Source organism: Pseudomonas sp. TWR2-1-1, from assembly GCF_049897045.1.
In the GTDB taxonomy this organism is placed as follows: domain Bacteria; phylum Pseudomonadota; class Gammaproteobacteria; order Pseudomonadales; family Pseudomonadaceae; genus Aquipseudomonas; species Aquipseudomonas versuta.
Map to the genome: position 1 here is coordinate 64,410 of NZ_JAFCVM010000009.1, position 19,360 is coordinate 83,769.

Annotated in this window: 15 protein-coding genes; 4 read left to right on the top strand and 11 right to left on the bottom strand. The window is 58.9% G+C overall.

Features of this window, described 5'->3' with window-relative positions; translation table 11 throughout:
• Positions 1 to 73: 73 nt before the first annotated feature.
• The 9 genes from ACP7BO_RS20655 to ACP7BO_RS20695 form a co-directional block, all read right to left on the bottom strand.
• Positions 74 to 1,708 (bottom strand): BatD family protein, encoded by a 1,635-nt coding sequence (locus ACP7BO_RS20655; protein WP_426212433.1) that lies wholly within the window; start codon positions 1,706 to 1,708, stop codon positions 74 to 76.
• On the bottom strand, positions 1,705 to 3,447 hold the full coding sequence (locus ACP7BO_RS20660; protein WP_426212435.1) for a tetratricopeptide repeat protein: 1,743 nt from the start codon (positions 3,445 to 3,447) through the stop codon (positions 1,705 to 1,707). Before ACP7BO_RS20660 ends, ACP7BO_RS20655 begins: the two co-directional genes overlap by 4 nt.
• Complete coding sequence (locus tag ACP7BO_RS20665; protein ID WP_397456556.1) at positions 3,444 to 4,520, bottom strand: vWA domain-containing protein; 1,077 nt, start codon at positions 4,518 to 4,520, stop codon at positions 3,444 to 3,446. The genes ACP7BO_RS20660 and ACP7BO_RS20665 overlap by 4 nt, the downstream gene beginning before the upstream one ends.
• Positions 4,513 to 5,007, bottom strand: coding sequence for a DUF4381 domain-containing protein (locus ACP7BO_RS20670; protein ID WP_397456557.1), 495 nt, complete (start codon positions 5,005 to 5,007; stop codon positions 4,513 to 4,515). Before ACP7BO_RS20670 ends, ACP7BO_RS20665 begins: the two co-directional genes overlap by 8 nt.
• A complete protein-coding gene (locus tag ACP7BO_RS20675; RefSeq protein WP_060691911.1) occupies positions 5,004 to 5,948 on the bottom strand; it encodes a DUF58 domain-containing protein in 945 nt (314 codons plus the stop codon). The genes ACP7BO_RS20670 and ACP7BO_RS20675 overlap by 4 nt, the downstream gene beginning before the upstream one ends.
• 2 nt (positions 5,949 to 5,950) lie before the next feature.
• Positions 5,951 to 6,910: an AAA family ATPase gene (locus ACP7BO_RS20680; RefSeq protein WP_003444726.1), complete on the bottom strand. Its 960-nt coding sequence runs from the start codon at positions 6,908 to 6,910 to the stop codon at positions 5,951 to 5,953.
• A gap of 280 nt (positions 6,911 to 7,190) precedes the next feature.
• On the bottom strand, positions 7,191 to 8,366 hold the full coding sequence (locus tag ACP7BO_RS20685) for an MFS transporter (RefSeq protein ID WP_426212439.1): 1,176 nt from the start codon (positions 8,364 to 8,366) through the stop codon (positions 7,191 to 7,193).
• A 32-nt stretch (positions 8,367 to 8,398) separates the two neighbouring features.
• Positions 8,399 to 9,148 (bottom strand): amidohydrolase family protein, encoded by a 750-nt coding sequence (locus tag ACP7BO_RS20690; RefSeq protein WP_397456560.1) that lies wholly within the window; start codon positions 9,146 to 9,148, stop codon positions 8,399 to 8,401.
• 43 nt (positions 9,149 to 9,191) lie between these two features.
• Complete coding sequence (locus tag ACP7BO_RS20695) at positions 9,192 to 9,554, bottom strand: hypothetical protein (protein WP_397456561.1); 363 nt, start codon at positions 9,552 to 9,554, stop codon at positions 9,192 to 9,194.
• Between the two features lie 513 nt (positions 9,555 to 10,067).
• Between ACP7BO_RS20695 and ACP7BO_RS20700 the strand changes: the two genes are divergently transcribed.
• A complete protein-coding gene (locus tag ACP7BO_RS20700) occupies positions 10,068 to 14,924 on the top strand; it encodes an NAD-glutamate dehydrogenase (RefSeq protein WP_060691919.1) in 4,857 nt (1,618 codons plus the stop codon).
• A gap of 74 nt (positions 14,925 to 14,998) precedes the next feature.
• Here the strand turns inward: ACP7BO_RS20700 and ACP7BO_RS20705 are convergent, their stop codons facing one another.
• Positions 14,999 to 15,262, bottom strand: coding sequence for a DUF4404 family protein (locus ACP7BO_RS20705; protein ID WP_060691921.1), 264 nt, complete (start codon positions 15,260 to 15,262; stop codon positions 14,999 to 15,001).
• Between the two features lie 305 nt (positions 15,263 to 15,567).
• On the opposite strand from ACP7BO_RS20705, the gene ACP7BO_RS20710 reads away from it, so the two are divergent.
• The 3 genes from ACP7BO_RS20710 (at position 15,568) to rssC (ending at position 18,264) form a co-directional block, all read left to right on the top strand.
• A complete protein-coding gene (locus ACP7BO_RS20710; RefSeq protein WP_426212442.1) occupies positions 15,568 to 16,257 on the top strand; it encodes an MlaA family lipoprotein in 690 nt (229 codons plus the stop codon).
• A gap of 343 nt (positions 16,258 to 16,600) precedes the next feature.
• Positions 16,601 to 17,785: a two-component system response regulator RssB gene (rssB, locus tag ACP7BO_RS20715; RefSeq protein ID WP_060691925.1), complete on the top strand. Its 1,185-nt coding sequence runs from the start codon at positions 16,601 to 16,603 to the stop codon at positions 17,783 to 17,785.
• Complete coding sequence (rssC, locus tag ACP7BO_RS20720; RefSeq protein WP_010657349.1) at positions 17,782 to 18,264, top strand: anti-sigma factor antagonist RssC; 483 nt, start codon at positions 17,782 to 17,784, stop codon at positions 18,262 to 18,264. Before rssB ends, rssC begins: the two co-directional genes overlap by 4 nt.
• A gap of 72 nt (positions 18,265 to 18,336) precedes the next feature.
• Here rssC and dusA read toward each other — a convergent pair whose 3' ends face one another.
• Positions 18,337 to 19,317 (bottom strand): tRNA dihydrouridine(20/20a) synthase DusA, encoded by a 981-nt coding sequence (gene dusA / locus ACP7BO_RS20725; protein ID WP_426212574.1) that lies wholly within the window; start codon positions 19,315 to 19,317, stop codon positions 18,337 to 18,339.
• Between the last annotated feature and the right edge of the window lie 43 nt (positions 19,318 to 19,360).

Consider the following 19,360-nt stretch of genomic DNA (forward strand, 5'->3'; position numbering starts at 1 on the left):
TTCGTCCAGCACGGGCCGGACGCGACAGCAACCCGGGCGCCTGTTTTTTTGTGCGCGCGGGGTTGCCTTGAAATTATTTGGGATACAGCGGTGGCAGGCTGCTGGGTTCGCTGCCTGCATCTTGCTCGCGCTCGGCGGCAGGGATGCTGCGAATGGCTTTCCACAGCTCTTCGCCTTGCCAGTGCTGGCCGGTTTCGCTGTAAAGCGCGCCGTTGAGGCCATCCAGGGCATCGGACAGCAATACAAAGCGCGCAGCCATCTCGGCCAGGGTTTCCGGTTGTTGCCGGGCCCAGGCATCCAGTGCCTGGCGGGTGGCCTGCGGGTCGTTGGCCAGGCAGGCACGCTTGAGGTCATCGAGCAGGGTGCGGGGGCTGGGGCCGGTTTGCGCGGCCCGCAAAATGGCTGGCTGCCAGCGCGCGCGCCACCACAGGCCGAAACCGGCCAGGGTCGAGCAGGCGAGGATCAAGGTGCTCAGTTGCCACAGCCACAACGTCGAGTCGGTATTCAAAGTCGCGGGGACGTTACCCACGGGGGTGTCGACCGTCATGTTCGGGTTGGCGGCCACCTGCAGGGTGCGGGCCGGCAGGTAGCTGCGCTCCAGGCGGTCTTCATGGGTATTCCACCAGACCACTTCGACCGCAGGCAATTCAACCTGGCCAACCCGGGCCGGAACCAGCGCCTCGCGTTCTTCGCGGCTGCCCACCAGGCCGTTTTCGGTGATCTGGTTGCTCAGCTGCGGCAGGTCGGGGTAACGGCGCAATCCGCTGACATCCGTGGCGGGCAGCGGGGGAATCTGGGCGCTGGACAGACCTTCAGCCTTGAGGGTGAGGGTTCGGGTCAGTGAGTCGCCGACCTGGCAGTGGTCCGGCTCGGGGTTCCAGGACTCGCTGACACTCAGGCTGCGCGCCGGGAGCCAGGGGGAGCTGGCCGGGTAGTCGGCAGGCTTGGGTTTGACCGTCAGCGGGATGTCCGTGGACGTCACGTGTACCAGTTTGCCGGGCTTGGGGCCCAGCGGGGCAGGGGCCGTGGCTTGCTGGCTGTCCACCAGGGTGGCGCTGAAGGTCTGGGCCGGGATGACCAGCTCGCCGCTTTTTTGCGGGTAAATGCCGTAGCGCAGTTCAATCACGCCGTGGCGAACACCGTTGATCAACTTCTCGTAGGTCCGCGATTCGCCCAGTTGCTCGACAATGGCGTCAGTCAGGTGCAAGGGGGTCAGGCTGCTGTCGTCGTACAGCGCGACCGAGTGATAAATGCGCAAGGTCAATATCGCCTGGGCCTGTACGTAAACGTCTGGCTGGTCGAGGCTGGTTTCGATAAATACCGGGGCCAGTTCGTTGTCGCTGCTGGTGCTTTGCGTCACCGTCAGGCTGATGGGCAGGCTGTGATAGGCGCCGACTTGCAGGGGCGGAATGATCACGGTGCCGGTTTGTCTGGGCTGCAAGGTGATGATCCAGCGGGTATTGGCCTTGTTGTCGTCGCTGAGGTTGGTCAGTTGGTTGACCTGGCGCGTCCCCCGTACTTCGAACAGTGCCTGGAGCGGCGTCAGGTCCGGCTTGCCGAACAGGGTGGCGTCGTTTGACTCAAGCGTCAGCTCGACGGTTTCGCCGGAGTTGAGCTGGTTGCGGTCAACACTGGCAACCAGCCCGAGCGCGTGGGCTGGCAAGGTCCAGCAGCAGAGCAAAAGAAGCAGGGCGCAAATGCGGTTCATTGAGGCGAGTCCTGATGTTGCTGCTGTTCGTACCAAAATTTTCTGCGCAACAATTCGCTGGGGTTATCGGGGATCTGTCTGAGCCATTGTTCCAGTGCCTGGCGATGCTCCTCGTCCAGATGATCTGAAGTCGGGGCTGGCGGCGTGGTGGCGGGGCCGTCCGCGGGTTCGTTGCCAGGTTGTGCATTATCGGCTGCGGGAGGCGGTTCGAGCGAGTCGTTATTGTTGGCCGCAGCATCCGGCTCGGTGGCCGAGCTGTTTTCCTGTTGCTGCGCCGCATCGCCCGTGGCACTGCTGTTGCTGGTGCTGACAGGGGGAGTGGGGGGCGGCTGGGATGCGGTCTCGGGTGTCTTGTCGTCCGGCGGCGTGGCTGCGGCGCGTTTTTGTTCAAGCACTTGCTCGACCAGGGTTTTGTTCTGTGCCGCCGCCTGCAAGTCCGGTTGCAACTCCAGGGCTTGCTCGTAGGCGTCGATAGCCGCTTCCAGTTCGCCGCTCATGGCCAGCGCGTTGCCGCGGTTAAAGTGAGCACTGGCGGTGTTGGCCTCGGCAAAGCGCCGCGCCGCAGCCGCGTAGTCTCCCGCCTGATACAGCGCGAAGCCTTGCCACTGCGAGTCTTCGAAGTGTTCGACAGCTTGCAGCGGTTTTTTCTGCTCCAGCAAGCGCTGGCCCTGCTGGTCCGGGCGCAGCCACAGGTCGGTGAAGCTCATGGCGTAGCCGGGCTGGGGCAACATGAAAAGCAGCGGTAAACACAGCAGCCAGCCACGACGGCCTGCACAGGCGGCCAGTAACAACAGTGGCAGCAACAGCCAGTAACCCTGATCGGCCCAGGTGTCCAGGCGCAGGGTCTGGCCGTTATTGCGCACATGCCGGGGGCCATCGAGCAGGCCCAGGCCACGCAGGTCATTGTCATCCAGTCGTGCCTGGCGGTAGCTGCCGTCAACTTCGAGGGCGAATGCCCGCAAGCCCTGGCTGTCGAGACGCGGCAAGAGGATGGCGCCCTGGTCGTCCTTGAGGAACTGGCCGTTTTCGTCAACCACAGGCGCGCCATCACGGCTGCCGATGCCGAGGATCAGCAACTGCGGTGTATGGCTGTTTAATCGCTGGGCAATCCCCAGCTGTTCTTGCTCGCTCAGTGAGGAGGTGATGAGCAGCAGACGGCCTTGCCCCAGAGACCCCTGATCCAGCAGCTTGAGGGCCTTGTCCACCGCCAGGTCGGCGCGATGGCCCGGTTGCGGCATGATTGAGGGCTTGAGCGCTTCGATCAGGTTGCGGCTGGTGGCCAGGTCATCGGACAGCGGCACCAGGGTATGGGCGCTGCCGGCGTAGACAATGATTGCGGTTTGCGCATCGCTGCGGCTTTGCAGCAGGTCGTAGAGCTTGCGGCGTGCCTGCTCCAGCCGATTCGGAGATTTGTCGGTGGCGAGCATTTCGGGCGTCAGTTGCAGCATCACCACCAGCGGGTCGGCAGGTTTGCGGGTGGACTGTTCAACCCGCTCCCAGCTTGGACCGAGCAGTGCCAGCAGGGCCAGCAGCCACGCCAGGCCAAGGGCGACCCAGGGCAGCTTGCTGTTGCGGCCGTTGCCGCCGCTGAGCAGCACGCGATGGAAGGCCACTGGCAGGATCATCTGCCAGCGTCCGGCGCGCTTTTGCCGATGCCAGAGTTTCCACAGCAGCCAGCCGAGCAGTGGCAACAGCAGCAGCCATTCGGGACGGAACCAGTGGGGCCAGAGCGTACTCATCGGCGCCTCCGCAAGCGCAGGCGTTTGAGCCGTGAACGCCAGTCAGGATGCTGTAGCAGAAAGTGTTTTTTGCTCAGCCAGCGCTGCAGCGGATTGCCGGGCCACAGTTCATGGATCACCAACAGCACGCTGAGCAAGAGGGCGCCAGCCAGTGGCCAGCTGTAAAGCGCGTGTGCCGGGCGGGCCTGGGTAGGTTGCTGGGCGACGGGCTCCAGCCGGTCAAGGGTGTCTTTGATCGCAGCCAGCTCCTTGCCGTCGCGGGCACGGAAATATTGGCCTCCGGTGACTTTGGCGATTTCTTCCAGGGCGGGCTCGTCCAGGTCCACCCCGGGGTTGATGCTGAACATGCCTTTGGCGCTGCTTTCAGCCGGGTCGGCGCCAATCCCGATCGGGTAGATTCTGACGCCTTCCTCGGCGGCAAGGCGTGCGGCGGTCAGCGGGTCGATCTGGCCGCCGTTGTTGGCCCCGTCGGTGACCAGGATCAGCACTCGACTCTGTGCCGGGCGCTGGCGCAAGCGTTTCAGGGCAAGGCCAATGGCGTCGCCGATGGCGGTGTTTTTACCGGCGATGCCGATTCGCGCTTCATCGAGCCAGGTGCGAACGGTGTGGCGGTCGAAGGTCAATGGCGCTTGCAGATAGGCCTGACTGCCGAACAGGATCAGGCCGACCCGGTCGCCTTCGCGGTTTTCGAGGAAGTCGCCGAGCAGGCTTTTGACCAGGTCCAGGCGACTGATGTCTTCGTCGTGCCATTGCATGTCCGGGAAATCCATCGACCCGGATACATCCACCGCCACCAGCAGATCCCGCCCGCTGGCAGCAATCGGCAGTGGCTCGCCCAGCCATTGCGGGCGCGCAGCTGCGGTCAGCAGCAACAGCCACAGGAGCACATAAGGAATTTGCTGGCGCCATGACGGCATCGTCGCCCGGGCCTTGCGCCGGGCCAGTTCTTCCAGGTCCGCCAGAAAACTGACCTTGAGGGCGGCCTCGCCACTGTCGGCAGCGGGCAGCACAAGGCGCATCAGCCAGGGCAGCGGCAGCAAGACAAAGAGCCATGGCCAGGCGAACTCAAACATGTTTGCGAATCCAGGTTTCAACCGCTTGATTGAGGCCGGCAATCGCCTTGTCATCAAGCTTGCATTCGGGCTTGTAGGCCCCTTCAACCAATACCATCCAGCGGGTCAGGCCGGCAGCCGGGCAACGGTTGTCGAGGAACGCCAGCCATTTGCGGCCATTGAGGGTGTGGCTCTGGCTGTAGGGGTAGTGGTTGCGGCACAGGCGTTTGAGCAGGCCGTTGAGTTGTTGCAGCCAGGCCCCGGCGGGGGCGCCATCGTAGGGCTTGGGGAAAGCGGCAAGCTCTTCAAGCGCCGCCAGACGTACCGGGTCCAGAGGTTGCTCGGCCCTGCGGGGCAGGCGTTTGACCGGCAGATAACGGCGCAACCACCACAGGCCCCAGCCCAGGGCCGCAAGCAGGATCAGCAACAGCCACCAGCCCGGCGCGGGCGGCCAAAAGCCGATCACCGGTGGCGGGATCAAGGGCTGCAGCTGTTCAAGGTCTTTCATAACGGTTTGCCGGGGCGTTTGGCGTTCAGGTATTCACGCAGTTGCTCGATCATTTCACTTTGCGTGCTCAGCGGCATCAGCATCACGCGCAATTTTTGCGCCAGTAGCTCCCAGCGCGCAATGCGTGCTTCGCCCTGGGCGCGATAGGCCTGACGCAAGTCGTAATTGAGGGTGTCCAGCTCCAGTTGTGCGCCGCGCTCGGCAAAGCGCAGCAGTCCGGCAGCGGGCAGGGCGTGGTCCAGCGGGTCGGACAGCGGCAGCAGCATCAAGTCGCAATGACGCGCCAGCAGGCTCAGTTGCTGTTCGGCGGCGTCGGTGAGTGCGCGCTCATCGCAAATCACAATCACCAGACTGCCGGGGCGAAGGACCTCCCGTGCACGGATCAGCGCCATGCCCAGGGCGTCACGGTCAGACTGCACTTCGGTGTGCAGTGACTGGTTGACCCGTACCAGCCGGTTAAGCAGTTGCAGCAGGCTCTGTTTACTGCGCCGGGGTTTGATTTCGTAATGTTCGTGATCGCCGAACACCAGCCCGCCCACCCGGTCGTTGTGGCCCAGTGCAGCCCAGCCGATAAGGCTGGCGGCCTGGGCCGCAAGCACCGACTTGAACATCAGGCCCGAACCAAAGAACAGTCGACGGCTTTGTTCCGCGAGGATGAAAATCGGCCGTTCGCGCTCTTCATGGAACATTTTGGTGTGCGGCTCCTGGGTACGGGCCGTGACGCGCCAGTCGATGGTGCGTACATCGTCACCGGCCTGATACACCCGCACCTGGTCGAAATCCACCCCGCGCCCGCGCAATTTCGAGTGATGCAAGCCCGCCATCGGGCTGCGCTGGCCGGGGGAAGAGAACAGTTGCACTTCGCGCACCCGATGCCGCATCTCGATCAGTTCGGCAAGGGTGACGCGAATGCCGGGTTCGGCGGGCAGAGGGTTGTTCATCGTCAGGCAACGGCAACGACATCGAGGATGCGCTGCACGACGCGGTCCTGGTCGATGCCGGCGGCTTCAGCCTCGAACGACAGGATGATGCGATGGCGCAGTACGTCAAACAGCACCGCCTGAATGTCTTCAGGGCTGACAAAGTCGCGCCCGGCCAGCCAGGCGTGTGCCCGGGCACAACGGTCCAGGGCAATCGAACCGCGCGGGCTTGCACCATAGGCGATCCAGTCGGCCATTTCCGGGTCGAACTTGCCCGGCGTCCGGGTGGCCATGACCAGTTGCACCAGGTATTCCTCTACCGCATCGGCCATGTACAGGCCGAGGATTTCCTTGCGTGCCGCGAAAATGGCTTGCTGGCTGACCCGGCGCTCCGGCTTGGTTTCACCGTTGAGTGCTTCGCCGCGAGCCTGCTGCAGGATGCGGCGTTCTACGGCCGCGTCGGGGAAGCCGATTTTGACATGCATCAGGAAGCGGTCGAGCTGGGCTTCGGGCAACGGATAGGTGCCTTCCTGCTCGATCGGGTTTTGCGTGGCCATCACCAGAAACAACGGCGACAGTTCGTATGTACTGCGCCCGACGCTGACCTGACGCTCAGCCATGGCTTCAAGCAAGGCCGACTGGACCTTGGCCGGGGCGCGGTTGATTTCGTCCGCCAGCACCAGGTTGTGAAAGATCGGACCTTGCTGGAATACGAAGCTGCCGGTTTCGGGGCGATAGATCTCGGTGCCGGTGATATCGGCGGGCAGCAGGTCGGGGGTGAACTGAATTCGATGGAACTGCGCTTCAATGCCTTCAGCCAACTCCTTGATGGCCTTGGTTTTTGCAAGGCCGGGCGCACCTTCGACCAGCATGTGGCCGTCAGCCAGCAACGCGATCAGCAGGCGGTCAATGAGTTTTTCCTGACCGAGGATCTGCGTTGAGAGAAAGGTTCGCAGCGCAAGCAGCGCTTCACGATGTTCCATCGTTGACTGTTCCTGAAAAGGACACCGACGGCGCAAGAGTTACGCCGGGGCTGGGGCCGTTACTTTAATCCATTGCAGGGGTCGGGGACTAATCGCAGGGGGAGCTTTTTAAGGAAAAATCTGAAAATTAAGGAAAAATCCGAAATCCGCCGGGTTGTTGAGAATGGTGCTCATCTGCGCGGGTTTATAAACATCCATTTCTACAACTGGACCCTCATGAGTGCGCCTGGCCCCTGCAACAGACTCTGGAGGCGGATTCAAAGTCCTCTGCGCCTCGGGTTTACAGGCGTCTGGCCAGCGCCACCACGGCGACGCCAATCAAGGCGGTCAGGCCGCTCAACACCAGGATTACCGTCTGCGTGCCCAGCGGCGCTGCCAGCAGGGCAATCAGTAGCCCGGCCACCGGTTGGGACAGGTTGTTGAGCAGGCTCACCACGCCGACGGTTTTGCCAAAATCCTGTGGTGGAATGACCTTCTGACGAACGCTGCGAAAGTAGATGTTGAACATCTTGTCGAAGCCGGTAATCAGCAAAAAGCCCAGGGTATACACCCAGATATTCGGGCTCAGGGCGGTGATCAGTGCGCCGCAGGCGATCATGCAGTAGGACAGGCTGCCCAGTACTTTGAGGGGCAGTGTCGAGCGCGCGAGATAAAACAAAATGGCAATGGTCACCAGCGCGCCTGCGGCCTGCAGCCCGGCATAGCTCTGCTTGCCGGTCGCATATTGGCCGATGACCATGGCCGCCGAGGTGGCCAGGGTGACGCCGATGATCAGGTTGACGCCGACTGCCAGAGCGATGATCTTTTTCAACTCTGCCAATTGGCGGATATGCCTGAAGGCGATGCGCAGAGGCTGTAGCCAGACGTCCTGATGCTGTTCGAAGGTTTGCAGGTTGACGTTGGTAGTGCGTTGCCAGAAGAGCATCGCCAGATCGGCCAGGACAAATAATCCGGCCACCGCGATGACTACCCAGTGCCATGCCCAGAACTCGAGCAGCAATGCCGCAACCAGTGGCCCCAGTACCAGCCCGCTCTGGTCGGCGATTTGTGAGTAGGACAGGGTCTTGCCGTAGGTGTAGTGCTTGAAGATATGCGGCATCAGAACCTCCCGGGCCATGACGCCCTGGGTGGTCAGTACCCCGCACAGTGCTGAAAGGATGACTACCCAGTAAATCCCGTCGAACACAGCGTAAAGCGCTACGGCAATGGCGCAGGCCACGGCGCGATAGATCTGGCTGATGTGCAGGATGCGGACCGGGGGGTATTTGTCACACAGTGCCCCGCACACCGGGAATGACAGATAGCGCGGCAACGACTCGACAAAAAACGCCAGCCCGGCCCACGACACGCTGTGGGTGGTCTGGAACACAATCAACGGCACGATAAATAACAGAATCTGGTCGGCAAGCCGCGAAACAAACAGTGAAATGAAAAAAGCCAGGTAATCCTTACGCATGCTGTTCTCGTGTCAGTGGCTGAACACCCTGTTTAGCTCAAGCGATAAAACTCCCGGGCGTTCTGCCACAGAGCGCGGCCTGCGCCGTCCTCGCCCAGGGCGTCAATCAGCAGAACGATATCGGTATCTTCAAACGGGCGGGGCGCGCGGGTTGACGGCAAGTCTGTGCCAAACATCAGTGCATGGGGGTTGGCGCTGTGAATCTGTTGCAGTATGCCGGGAACCGCAAAATCCACCCGGCCAAAACCGCAGGCCTTGACCCGAACACCGTGCCCGGCCAGGCGCAGCAGGCTGGGCAAGCCTTCATGGCTCAGGCCCAGGTGATCGATGCTCAGGGCCGGCAAGCGCAGCAGCCGGGTTTCAAGGGCTGGCAGTTCTCGAGAGTCGATATACAACTCGCAATGCCAGCCCACGCAGTCGTGCACCCGTCTGGCCATTGATTCGAGCTGGTCGAGCTGCTCGGAGCCGCCGCGCTTGAGATTGAAACGCAAGGCGCGAATACCTTGCTGGTGCAGGGTTTCAAGCTCGGAGTCGGTGACGCTGGCAGGCAGTTGCGTGACCCCCACGAACCCCGGTCCAAGGCGTTTGAGTGCAGCAATCAGGTAAGTCTGATCGAAGCCCTGAAAAGAGCCCGAAACCACCGCCCCGCCGATGATGCCCAAGGGGTGGGTACGTTTTTGGTAATCATCGACACTGAAAAACTCGGGCGTATAGCCGTTATTCGGAATCAGCGGATAGGCACTGTCAATGATATGGCAGTGAGCATCGAAGATCGGGCGCATGGCGACAGTACCTGGGGTAAGCAGTTGTTGTGGGGGGGCTTGTTCAGCCCAGTTCGCTGACGTACGTGCCGGTGCCTTTAAGGATGTTTTTCAGGGTTTCTTCGATTTCGGCCAGGTCGCTTGGGTCTGCGGTGTGAAGAATCTCAAGATGATCGGCGCCATTGAGGGCATCAACGTCAGACGCACTGACTTCAATCAGCAGGCGGGTAGGGCTCAGGGTGACCTTAACCCCTTCAAGAACCGAAGGTTCGTCAACGTCGCCGAAGGTGATTTCCAGTTCGTCTTCGTCCGGATAGCGGGTCATCAGGAACATTTCGCCCTGTTCGCTGTGGCAACACAGCATGGCCATGTTGTCTTCTTCGTCGTCACACGGGTTGGCCATGAGGAGTGGGGTGGTGATTTGCATGGGGAATTCCTGGCGCTCTGGGCGCATGTATCTGCTGGATAAAAGCTGATTTTGCCAGCCTGAACAGATTTATGCTGGCCTCATTGAATATGTGTCAAAGAGTTCAGATTGCATCCCGCCGGTCATTTTTGAGGCGGGTTAAGGAAACTCAGGTGCTTTTTGGAATATTTATCCTGTGCCAATGCTAGGGTTGTTCGTTATCAGGTCATATGGATGCGTCCCCATGACCGAATATGTCGCAGCATCGCAAGCAGGCCGGACCGCTCAATCGTTAAGCTGCGCGGGTGATAGCTATCTCTAAAGGCACAGCCTGATCATTCGGCAGTCGTTTTTGTAGATACCCATCCTGGAACGTGAATGTGACCCCCCGGTCGCGGCCAGCTTCACCTCCCTGTCATGCTGTGCTTTCAAGGTAAACTGCCAAGATATGCCCTTGCACAGTATTGGCAGCTTCCCACGCGGGAATAGCACGCGACGCGTCTCTCAATAACAAGCCCAAGCGGAGTACCACAGATGGCGTTCTTCACCGCAGCCAGCAAAGCCGACTTCCAGCATCAACTGCAAGCAGCTCTGGCCCAGCACATCAGTGAACAGGCATTGCCACAAGTAGCCCTGTTTGCCGAGCAATTCTTCGGCATCATTTCCCTGGACGAACTCACGCAACGTCGTATGTCAGACCTGGCCGGCTGTACGCTGTCAGCCTGGCGTCTGCTTGAACGTTTCGATCCGGTGCAGCCTCAGGTACGGGTCTATAACCCCGATTACGAGCGTCATGGCTGGCAATCGACCCACACCGCTGTAGAAGTACTGCATCACGATTTGCCGTTTCTGGTGGATTCGGTCCGTACCGAACTGAACCGTCGCGGTTACAGCATTCACACCCTGCAGACCACGGTGTTGAGCGTTCGCCGCGGCAGCAAGGGCGAGCTGCTGGAAATTCTGCCCAAGGGCACCAGTGGCGAAGGCGTCTCGCAAGAGTCGCTGATGTACCTGGAAATCGATCGTTGCTCCAATGCCGCTGAATTGAATGTACTGAGCAAGGAACTGGAACAGGTTCTGGGTGAAGTGCGCGTCGCCGTGGCTGACTTCGAGCCGATGAAAGCCAAGGTCCAGGAGTTGCTGGCAGGTATCGACAACTGCCAGTACGTCGTCGATGCCGATGAAAAAGCCGAGATCAAGAGCTTCCTGGAGTGGCTGGTGGGTAACCACTTCACTTTCCTTGGCTATGAAGAGTTTGTGGTACGTGACGAGGCGGATGGCGGTCATATCGAATATGACCCGCAATCGTTCCTCGGTCTGACCAAGCTGTTGCGGGCCGGCCTGACTGCCGAAGACCTTCGCATTGAAGATTACGCTGTCAGCTACCTGCGCGAACCGACCCTGTTGTCGTTTGCCAAGGCTGCGCACCCGAGCCGTGTGCATCGCCCGGCTTACCCTGACTATGTCTCGATTCGTCAAATCGATGCAGACGGCAAGGTGATCAAGGAATGCCGCTTCATGGGCCTGTATACCTCTTCGGTATACGGCGAGAGCGTGCGGGTGATTCCTTATATTCGCCGTAAAGTTGCAGAGATCGAACGCCGCTCCGGCTTCCAGCCCAAGGCCCACCTTGGCAAGGAACTGGCTCAGGTGGTCGAAGTCCTGCCCCGCGACGATCTGTTCCAGACCCCGGTCGATGAGCTGTTCACCACGGTGATGTCGATTGTGCAAATCCAGGAGCGCAACAAGATTCGCGTGTTCCTGCGCAAAGACCCGTATGGCCGTTTCTGCTACTGCCTGGCATACGTGCCGCGTGACGTGTATTCGACCGAAGTGCGGCAGAAAATCCAGCAGGTGCTGATGGAGCGCCTGCAAGCGTCGGATTGCGAGTTCTGGACTTTCTTCTCCGAGTCGGTACTGGCTCGCGTGCAGCTGATTTTGCGGGTCGATCCAAAAAACCGGATCGATATCGACCCGCTGTTGCTGGAAAAAGAAGTGGTCCAGGCCTGCCGCAGCTGGCAGGACGATTACGCAAGCCTGGTGGTAGAAAGCTTCGGCGAAGCCAATGGCACCAAGGTGCTGTCGGACTTCCCGAAAGGCTTCCCGGCCGGCTACCGCGAGCGCTTCGCCGCGCACTCGGCCGTGGTCGACATGCAGCACTTGATGAGCCTGAGCGAGAAAAACCCGCTGGTGATGAGCTTCTACCAGCCGCTGGGTCAGAGCGCCGGTCAGGAGCTGCATTGCAAGCTGTATCACGCCGATACGCCACTGGCGTTGTCCGACGTGCTGCCGATTCTGGAAAACCTTGGCTTGCGTGTACTGGGCGAATTCCCGTATCGCCTGCGTCATGCCAATGGCCGTGAGTTCTGGATCCATGATTTTGCCTTTACTGCGGGCGAAGGCTTGAACCTGGATATCCAGCAACTCAACGACACCCTGCAGGATGCATTCGTGCATATCGTGCGCGGCGACGCCGAGAACGATGCGTTCAACCGACTGGTGCTGACTGCCGGTTTGCCTTGGCGTGACGTGGCGCTGCTGCGCGCTTATGCCCGTTACCTGAAGCAGATCCGCCTGGGCTTCGACCTGGGCTATATCGCCAGCACTCTGAACAACCACACCGACATCGCCCGCGAGCTGACTCGGTTGTTCAAAACCCGTTTCTATCTGGCGCGCAAGCTGACGGCAGAAGATCTGGAAGACAAGCAACTGCGTCTGGAACAGGCGATCCTGACGGCACTGGACGATGTTCAGGTGCTTAACGAAGACCGCATCCTGCGTCGTTATCTGGACCTGATCAAAGCCACTCTGCGGACCAACTTCTACCAGCCGGATGCCAATGGCCAGAACCGTTCGTACTTCAGCTTCAAGTTCAACCCGCATCTGATTCCAGAGCTGCCAAAGCCGGTGCCGAAGTTTGAAATCTTCGTCTACTCGCCACGGGTTGAAGGCGTTCACCTGCGCTTCGGTAACGTTGCCCGCGGCGGTTTGCGCTGGTCGGACCGCGAGGAAGACTTCCGTACTGAAGTGCTGGGCCTGGTAAAAGCCCAGCAAGTGAAGAACTCGGTCATCGTGCCCGTTGGTGCCAAAGGCGGTTTCGTGCCGCGTCGCTTGCCATTGGGCGGTGGGCGTGACGAGATTCAGGCCGAGGCGATTGCGTGCTACCGGATCTTTATTTCCGGGCTGCTGGATATCACCGACAACCTCAAGGACGGCGCGCTGGTGCCGCCGCTGAACGTGGTCCGTCACGACGGCGACGACCCGTACCTGGTAGTAGCAGCCGACAAAGGTACTGCGACCTTCTCTGACATTGCCAACGGCATTGCCATTGATTACGGCTTCTGGCTGGGTGATGCGTTTGCTTCGGGCGGTTCGGCCGGTTATGACCATAAAAAAATGGGCATTACCGCCAAGGGCGCCTGGGTGGGTGTGCAGCGCCACTTTAAAGAGCGCGGCATCAACGTTCAGCAAGACAGCATCAGTGTGGTAGGCGTCGGCGATATGGCCGGTGACGTATTCGGCAACGGCTTGTTGATGTCTGACAAGTTGCAACTGGTCGCGGCATTCAACCACCTGCACATTTTCATCGATCCGAACCCTGAACCGGCCAACAGCTTCGTCGAGCGTCAGCGTCTGTTCGACTTGCCGCGTTCGGCCTGGTCGGACTACGACACCAGCATCATGTCGGCGGGCGGCGGTATTTTCTCGCGCAGTGCGAAAAGCATCGCTATCTCGCCCGAGATGAAAGAGCGTTTTGCGATCACTGCCGACAAACTGACACCTACCGAATTGCTGAATGCCTTGCTCAAGGCGCCGGTAGACCTGTTGTGGAACGGCGGTATCGGTACTTACGTCAAGGCCAGCAGCGAAAGCCACGCCGATGTAGGCGACAAGGCCAACGATGCGTTGCGTGTAAACGGCAATGAGTTGCGCTGCAAGGTTGTGGGCGAGGGCGGTAACCTGGGCATGACTCAATTGGGTCGTGTCGAATTCAACCTCAATGGCGGCGGCTCCAATACCGACTTCATCGACAACGCCGGTGGTGTGGACTGCTCTGACCACGAAGTGAATATCAAGATCCTGCTCAATGAAGTGGTGCAGGCTGGCGATATGACCGAGAAGCAGCGTAACCAGCTGTTGGGCAGCATGACTGATGAAGTCGGCGGCCTGGTGTTAGGCAACAACTACAAGCAGACACAGGCCATTTCCCTGGCGGCGCGCCGTGCATACGAGCGCATTGCTGAATACAAGCGCCTGATGAGCGATCTGGAAGCCCGTGGCAAGCTGGACCGCGCCATTGAGTTCCTGCCGTCCGAAGAGCAACTCAACGAGCGCGTAGCGGCTGGCCATGGCTTGACCCGTGCCGAGCTGTCGGTGTTGATCTCGTACAGCAAGATCGACCTCAAGGAATCCTTGCTCAACTCTCAGGTGCCGGATGACGACTACCTGACCCGCGACATGGAAACCGCGTTCCCGCCGATGCTGGTCAGCAAGTTTGCTGCGGCCATGCGTCGTCACCGTCTGAAGCGTGAAATCGTCAGCACCCAGATTGCCAACGATCTGGTCAACCACATGGGCATCACCTTTGTGGAGCGCCTGAAAGAGTCGACCGGCATGAGTGCAGCCAATGTGGCGGGTGCTTATGTGATCGTGCGCGACATTTTCCACCTCCCGCACTGGTTCCGTCAGATCGAGGCGCTGGACTATCAGGTCCCGGCCGAAATCCAGCTGGCGCTGATGGACGAGTTGATGCGTCTGGGTCGTCGCGCTACCCGCTGGTTCCTGCGCAGCCGTCGCAATGAACTGGATGCTGCACGCGATGTGGCGCATTTCGGTCCGCATCTGGCGGCGCTGGGTCTTAAGCTCGACGAGCTGCTGGAAGGCGCAACCCGTGAAGGCTGGCAGACCCGCTACCAGGCTTATGTCGAAGCCGGTGTCCCGGAGTTGCTGGCACGGATGGTGGCCGGTACGACGCACCTGTACACCTTGCTGCCGATTATCGAGGCTTCGGATGTAACCGGTCAGAATGCCGCGGATGTGGCCAAGGCGTACTTTGCCGTCGGCAGTGCGCTGGACCTCACCTGGTACCTGCAGCAGATCAGCAACCTGCCGGTGGAGAACAACTGGCAGGCGCTGGCCCGTGAAGCGTTCCGCGATGATATCGACTGGCAGCAGCGTGCAATCACCGTTTCGGTACTGCAAATGGCTGATGCCCCTGCCGAAATCGAAGAGCGGCTGGCGTTGTGGCTTGAGCAGAACAATTCGATGGTTGAGCGCTGGCGCTCGATGCTGGTGGATCTGCGAGCCGCCACGGGCAATGACTACGCGATGTATGCAGTAGCCAACCGTGAGCTGCTTGACCTGGCGTTGAGTGGTCAATCAGGGCTCTGACAGCCTGAGCAATAAAACAAAGCCCCGGCTCGGATGAGTCAGGGCTTTTTTGTGTCCGGGGTGGGGCGGGGAAGTCAGATCCCGATATTGCCCAGGGTTTGAACGATATTGCGCAGGGTACCGGCCAGGGCAGGGTGTTCAACCTCGAAGCGTTCTACCGCCAGATTAACGTTGTCGACAAGGCTGGCGTCTTGGGTTGCCGTTTCTACTTTGATCTGGGCATCAATCTGTTCGGCGAGCTTGTTGAGTTCGGCTCGATCATCAAATGAAAGCGGCGGGGTTTTATCGAGCTGCTCGCGCAGGGAGTCGAGTTGTTTTTGCAGATCGCTGGCAGGCATAGCATTCATCCTTTATTGATAGGCTCTGTATAGACCTTCGCAGTGCACAAAAGGTCTGTAACTGGGCTCTAGATTAATCCACTCGGTTCAAGCATGCATGATCTCGATCAAAATCCCTATTACGGGTTTTCGGGAGGAGGGGGGGGCGCATTTCATAACAAATGTAAATATTTGCGGAACGCCTGGTACAAACTCCAGTCAGTTGAGGGCGTTTCTATGGGTGCCTGAAATCCAATTGCCGTTATACTCTGCGCCTGACCCGGGGCGTAGCGCCCAAGAATTAAGTATTTTTTAGGAGCTTTGCTATGCGCTGGACTGATCGTCTTGCTCACATATGTGTTTGTGCCGGTGTTGCAATGGTCCCATTCACCGCCAATGCCGCCACCGAAGATGACCCGTGGGAAGGGGTAAACCGTGTCATTTTCAAATTTAACGAAAAACTCGACACCTATGCCTTGAAGCCACTTGCCCAGGGCTACCAGTTCATCACTCCGCAATTTCTGGAGGATGGCATCCACAACATGTATCGAAATATCGGCGACGTGCGTAACCTGGCCAACGATGTATTGCAGGCCAAGCCGCATGCAGCGGGCGTGGATACAGCCCGCCTGTTGATGAACACCACCCTGGGTGTGGCGGGTTTCTTTGATCTGGGCACTAAGATGGGCCTGCAGCGCAACAGTGAAGACTTCGGTCAAACGCTCGGTTACTGGGGTGTGCCTAGCGGTCCTTACGTGATGCTGCCGCTCTTGGGGCCGAGCACCGTACGTGATGCGGTCGCGATTTATCCGGATGGCTACGCCGAACCGTACCGCTACATGAATGACATCCCGGCCCGTAACATGGCGATCGGCATGGACATTATTGATACCCGCGCCAGCTTGCTGTCTGCTGAAAAGCTCATTACGGGTGACAAATACGTCTTTATCCGCAATGCGTATCTGCAAAACCGCGAGTTCAAGATCAAAGACGGTCAGGTTGAAGACGACTTTTAACCCTTGCGATTTTGATCCGGAAAAACGGCCCTCGGGGCCGTTTTTTGCATTATCGGGATCGGATAAAGATAGCTTTCATCATGCCTCAGACCTTGGTTTTAGTTGCCGTTCCCTTGGTTCTTATAACCCGCAGGAATTTAACTTGACGAAGACCTGCGGCCACCATCGGCCTGAGCTTGAAACCCCCCGCGGATGGGAGTACCGTCTGCGCCTTACACGGGCACCTTTGTAGGATCGAGCGATAACATCGATTTGAATCAGGGATGTTCATAAGCCAATTCAGTCGTTGAGCCCGACCCGTTCGAGCTCCTACGCCAACCTAATTCTGGCGCCATTTGCCCACATGCAAAAAACCAGTGCCACGCTGCTGATCATTGACGACGACGAAGTAGTACGCGCCAGTCTGGCTGCCTACTTGGAAGACAGCGGCTTCAGCGTCCTGCAGGCCAGCAATGGCATCCAGGGTCTTCAGGTGTTCGAGCAAGAGCAGCCAGATTTAGTGATCTGTGACTTGCGCATGCCACAAATGAGTGGCCTGGAGTTGATTCGCCAGGTATCGCAACGCTCCTCACAAACCCCCGTAATCGTAATCTCGGGGGCTGGCGTGATGAGCGATGTGGTCGAGGCGCTGCGTCTGGGTGCTGCCGACTACCTGATCAAGCCGCTCGAAGATCTCGCCGTTCTGGAGCACTCCGTTCACCGGGCTCTGGATCGTGCCCGGCTTTTGGTAGAGAACCAGCGCTACCGCGACAAGCTGGAGTCTGCCAACCGCGAACTTGAAGCGAGTTTGCATTTATTGCAGGAAGACCAGAATGCGGGTCGGCAGGTTCAGATGAACATGTTGCCGATCAGCCCCTGGTCCATTGATGATTTTCACTTTGCTCACCAGATCATTCCTTCCCTGTATTTGTCCGGCGATTTCGTGGATTACTTCCGAGTCGATGAGCGACGGGTTGCGTTCTATCTGGCTGATGTTTCCGGTCACGGTGCGTCATCCGCGTTTGTAACGGTGCTGCTCAAATTCATGACCACGCGCTTGTTGTTTGAGTCCAAGCGCAACGGCACCCTGCCAGAGTTCAAGCCTTCAGAGGTGCTTGGCCACATCAACCGTGGCCTGATCAATTGCAAGCTGGGCAAGCACGTGACCATGGTGGGCGGTGTCATTGATGAAGAAACCGGCGTGCTGACTTACAGCATTGGCGGGCACCTGCCATTGCCGGTGCTTTACACGCCTGACAGCGTGGGTTACCTGGAAGGGCGAGGGTTACCCGTTGGCCTGTTTAACGAAGCCACGTATGAAGACCATGTCCTGAAATTGCCGGAAGCCTTCAGTCTTACTCTGATGTCGGATGGAATTTTGGACCTTTTGACCGAGCAGACGCTCAAAGAGAAAGAGGCAGCTTTGCCACAACTGGTAAAAGCTGCAGGCGGCAGCCTGGATGGTCTGCGCCGAGAGTTCGGATTAGCTACGCTAGGGGAGATGCCGGATGATATCGCCTTGTTGGTGTTAAGCAGGAATCTTAAATGAGTACCGGTAGAATTCAGTTCGCCGAACAGGACGGCACCTTCGTCCTGAAGTTTGTGGGTGAAGTGCGTCTGACACTGTGTTCGGCTCTGGATGCGACAATCGAGAGGATTTTCACGGCGCTGAACTTTAACGCCATCGTGATTGACCTCACCGAAACCCGCAGTATCGACAGCACCACCCTGGGTTTGCTGGCGAAACTGTCGATTCTGTCGCGCCAAAAAATCGGTCTGTTGCCGACCGTAGTCACCACCCATGAAGACATTACGCGGCTGCTGCAGTCCATGGGTTTTGATCAGGTGTTCAACATCATCGGCAAGCCGATCCCATGCCCTGAGTGCCTGACAGACCTTCCCTCCCAGGACCAGTCCGAAGAAGTGGTGCGAGTGAAAGTGCTTGAAGCCCACAAGATCCTGATGGGCCTGAACGACTCCAATCGTGAGGCTTTCCATGATCTGGTGAATGCACTTGAGCGTCATTGACCCTTGAGCGATAGCCGATCAAAAAAGGGGCCGTCCTGTGCAAGGAACGGCCCCTTTTCAATTGCGCGCGATTCAGCGGCCTTCCAGCAACTCTGCGGCTTGATCCAGCAACGCCAGCGGGTCCTTGGCTTTATGGATGTCCACCGACAGCAACTGACGGAAACGCCGTGCGCCAGGGAAGCCCTGTCCCAACCCCAGAACATGCCGTGTGATGTGGTGCATCGCCCCGCCAGCAGCAATATGCGCCGCGATATAAGGCCGCAATAAAGCCAGCGCCTGAGCCCGTGAAACCACCGGCTCGGCACTGCCAAAAAGCAACTGATCGACTTCAGCCAGAATGTACGGGTTGTGGTAAGCCTCGCGACCGAGCATCACCCCGTCAAATACCTGTAAATGTTCCTGACATTGCTCAAGCGTCTTGATCCCGCCGTTGAGAATAATCTCCAGCTCCGGGAAATCAGTTTTCAGCTGCGCGGCGATGTCATATCGCAGAGGTGGTATATCGCGGTTTTCTTTGGGTGACAGTCCTTCGAGAATCGCTATTCGTGCATGCACAGTAAAACTTTCGCAACCTGCATCCCGAACGGTACCGACAAAGTCACGCAGCTGCTCATAGCTATCGCGACCGTTGATGCCAATACGGTGCTTGACCGTGACCGGAATCGAAACGGCGTCGCGCATCGCCTTGACACAGTCTGCAACCAGCGCCGGGTGCGCCATCAAGCAAGCGCCAATCATATTGTTCTGCACCCGGTCACTCGGGCAGCCGACATTCAGATTCACTTCTTCATAACCTGCGGCCTGGGCCATGCGCGCGCAAGCTGCCAAATCAGCGGGCACACTGCCGCCTAACTGCAAGGCCAGCGGATGCTCAGCGTCGTCGTGGCGCAAAAAACGTTCGGCATCACCATTAATCAGAGCGCCAGTGGTCACCATCTCGGTGTAAAGCAGAGCGTTTTTCGATAACAGGCGCAGGAAGTAACGGCAGTGACGATCTGTCCAATCCATCATAGGGGCCACACTGAATCGTCTGCTGGTAACGCCTTGATTTATAAGGGGTTTATCGTTGTCTAGATTCACAAAAATACCTTCGTGT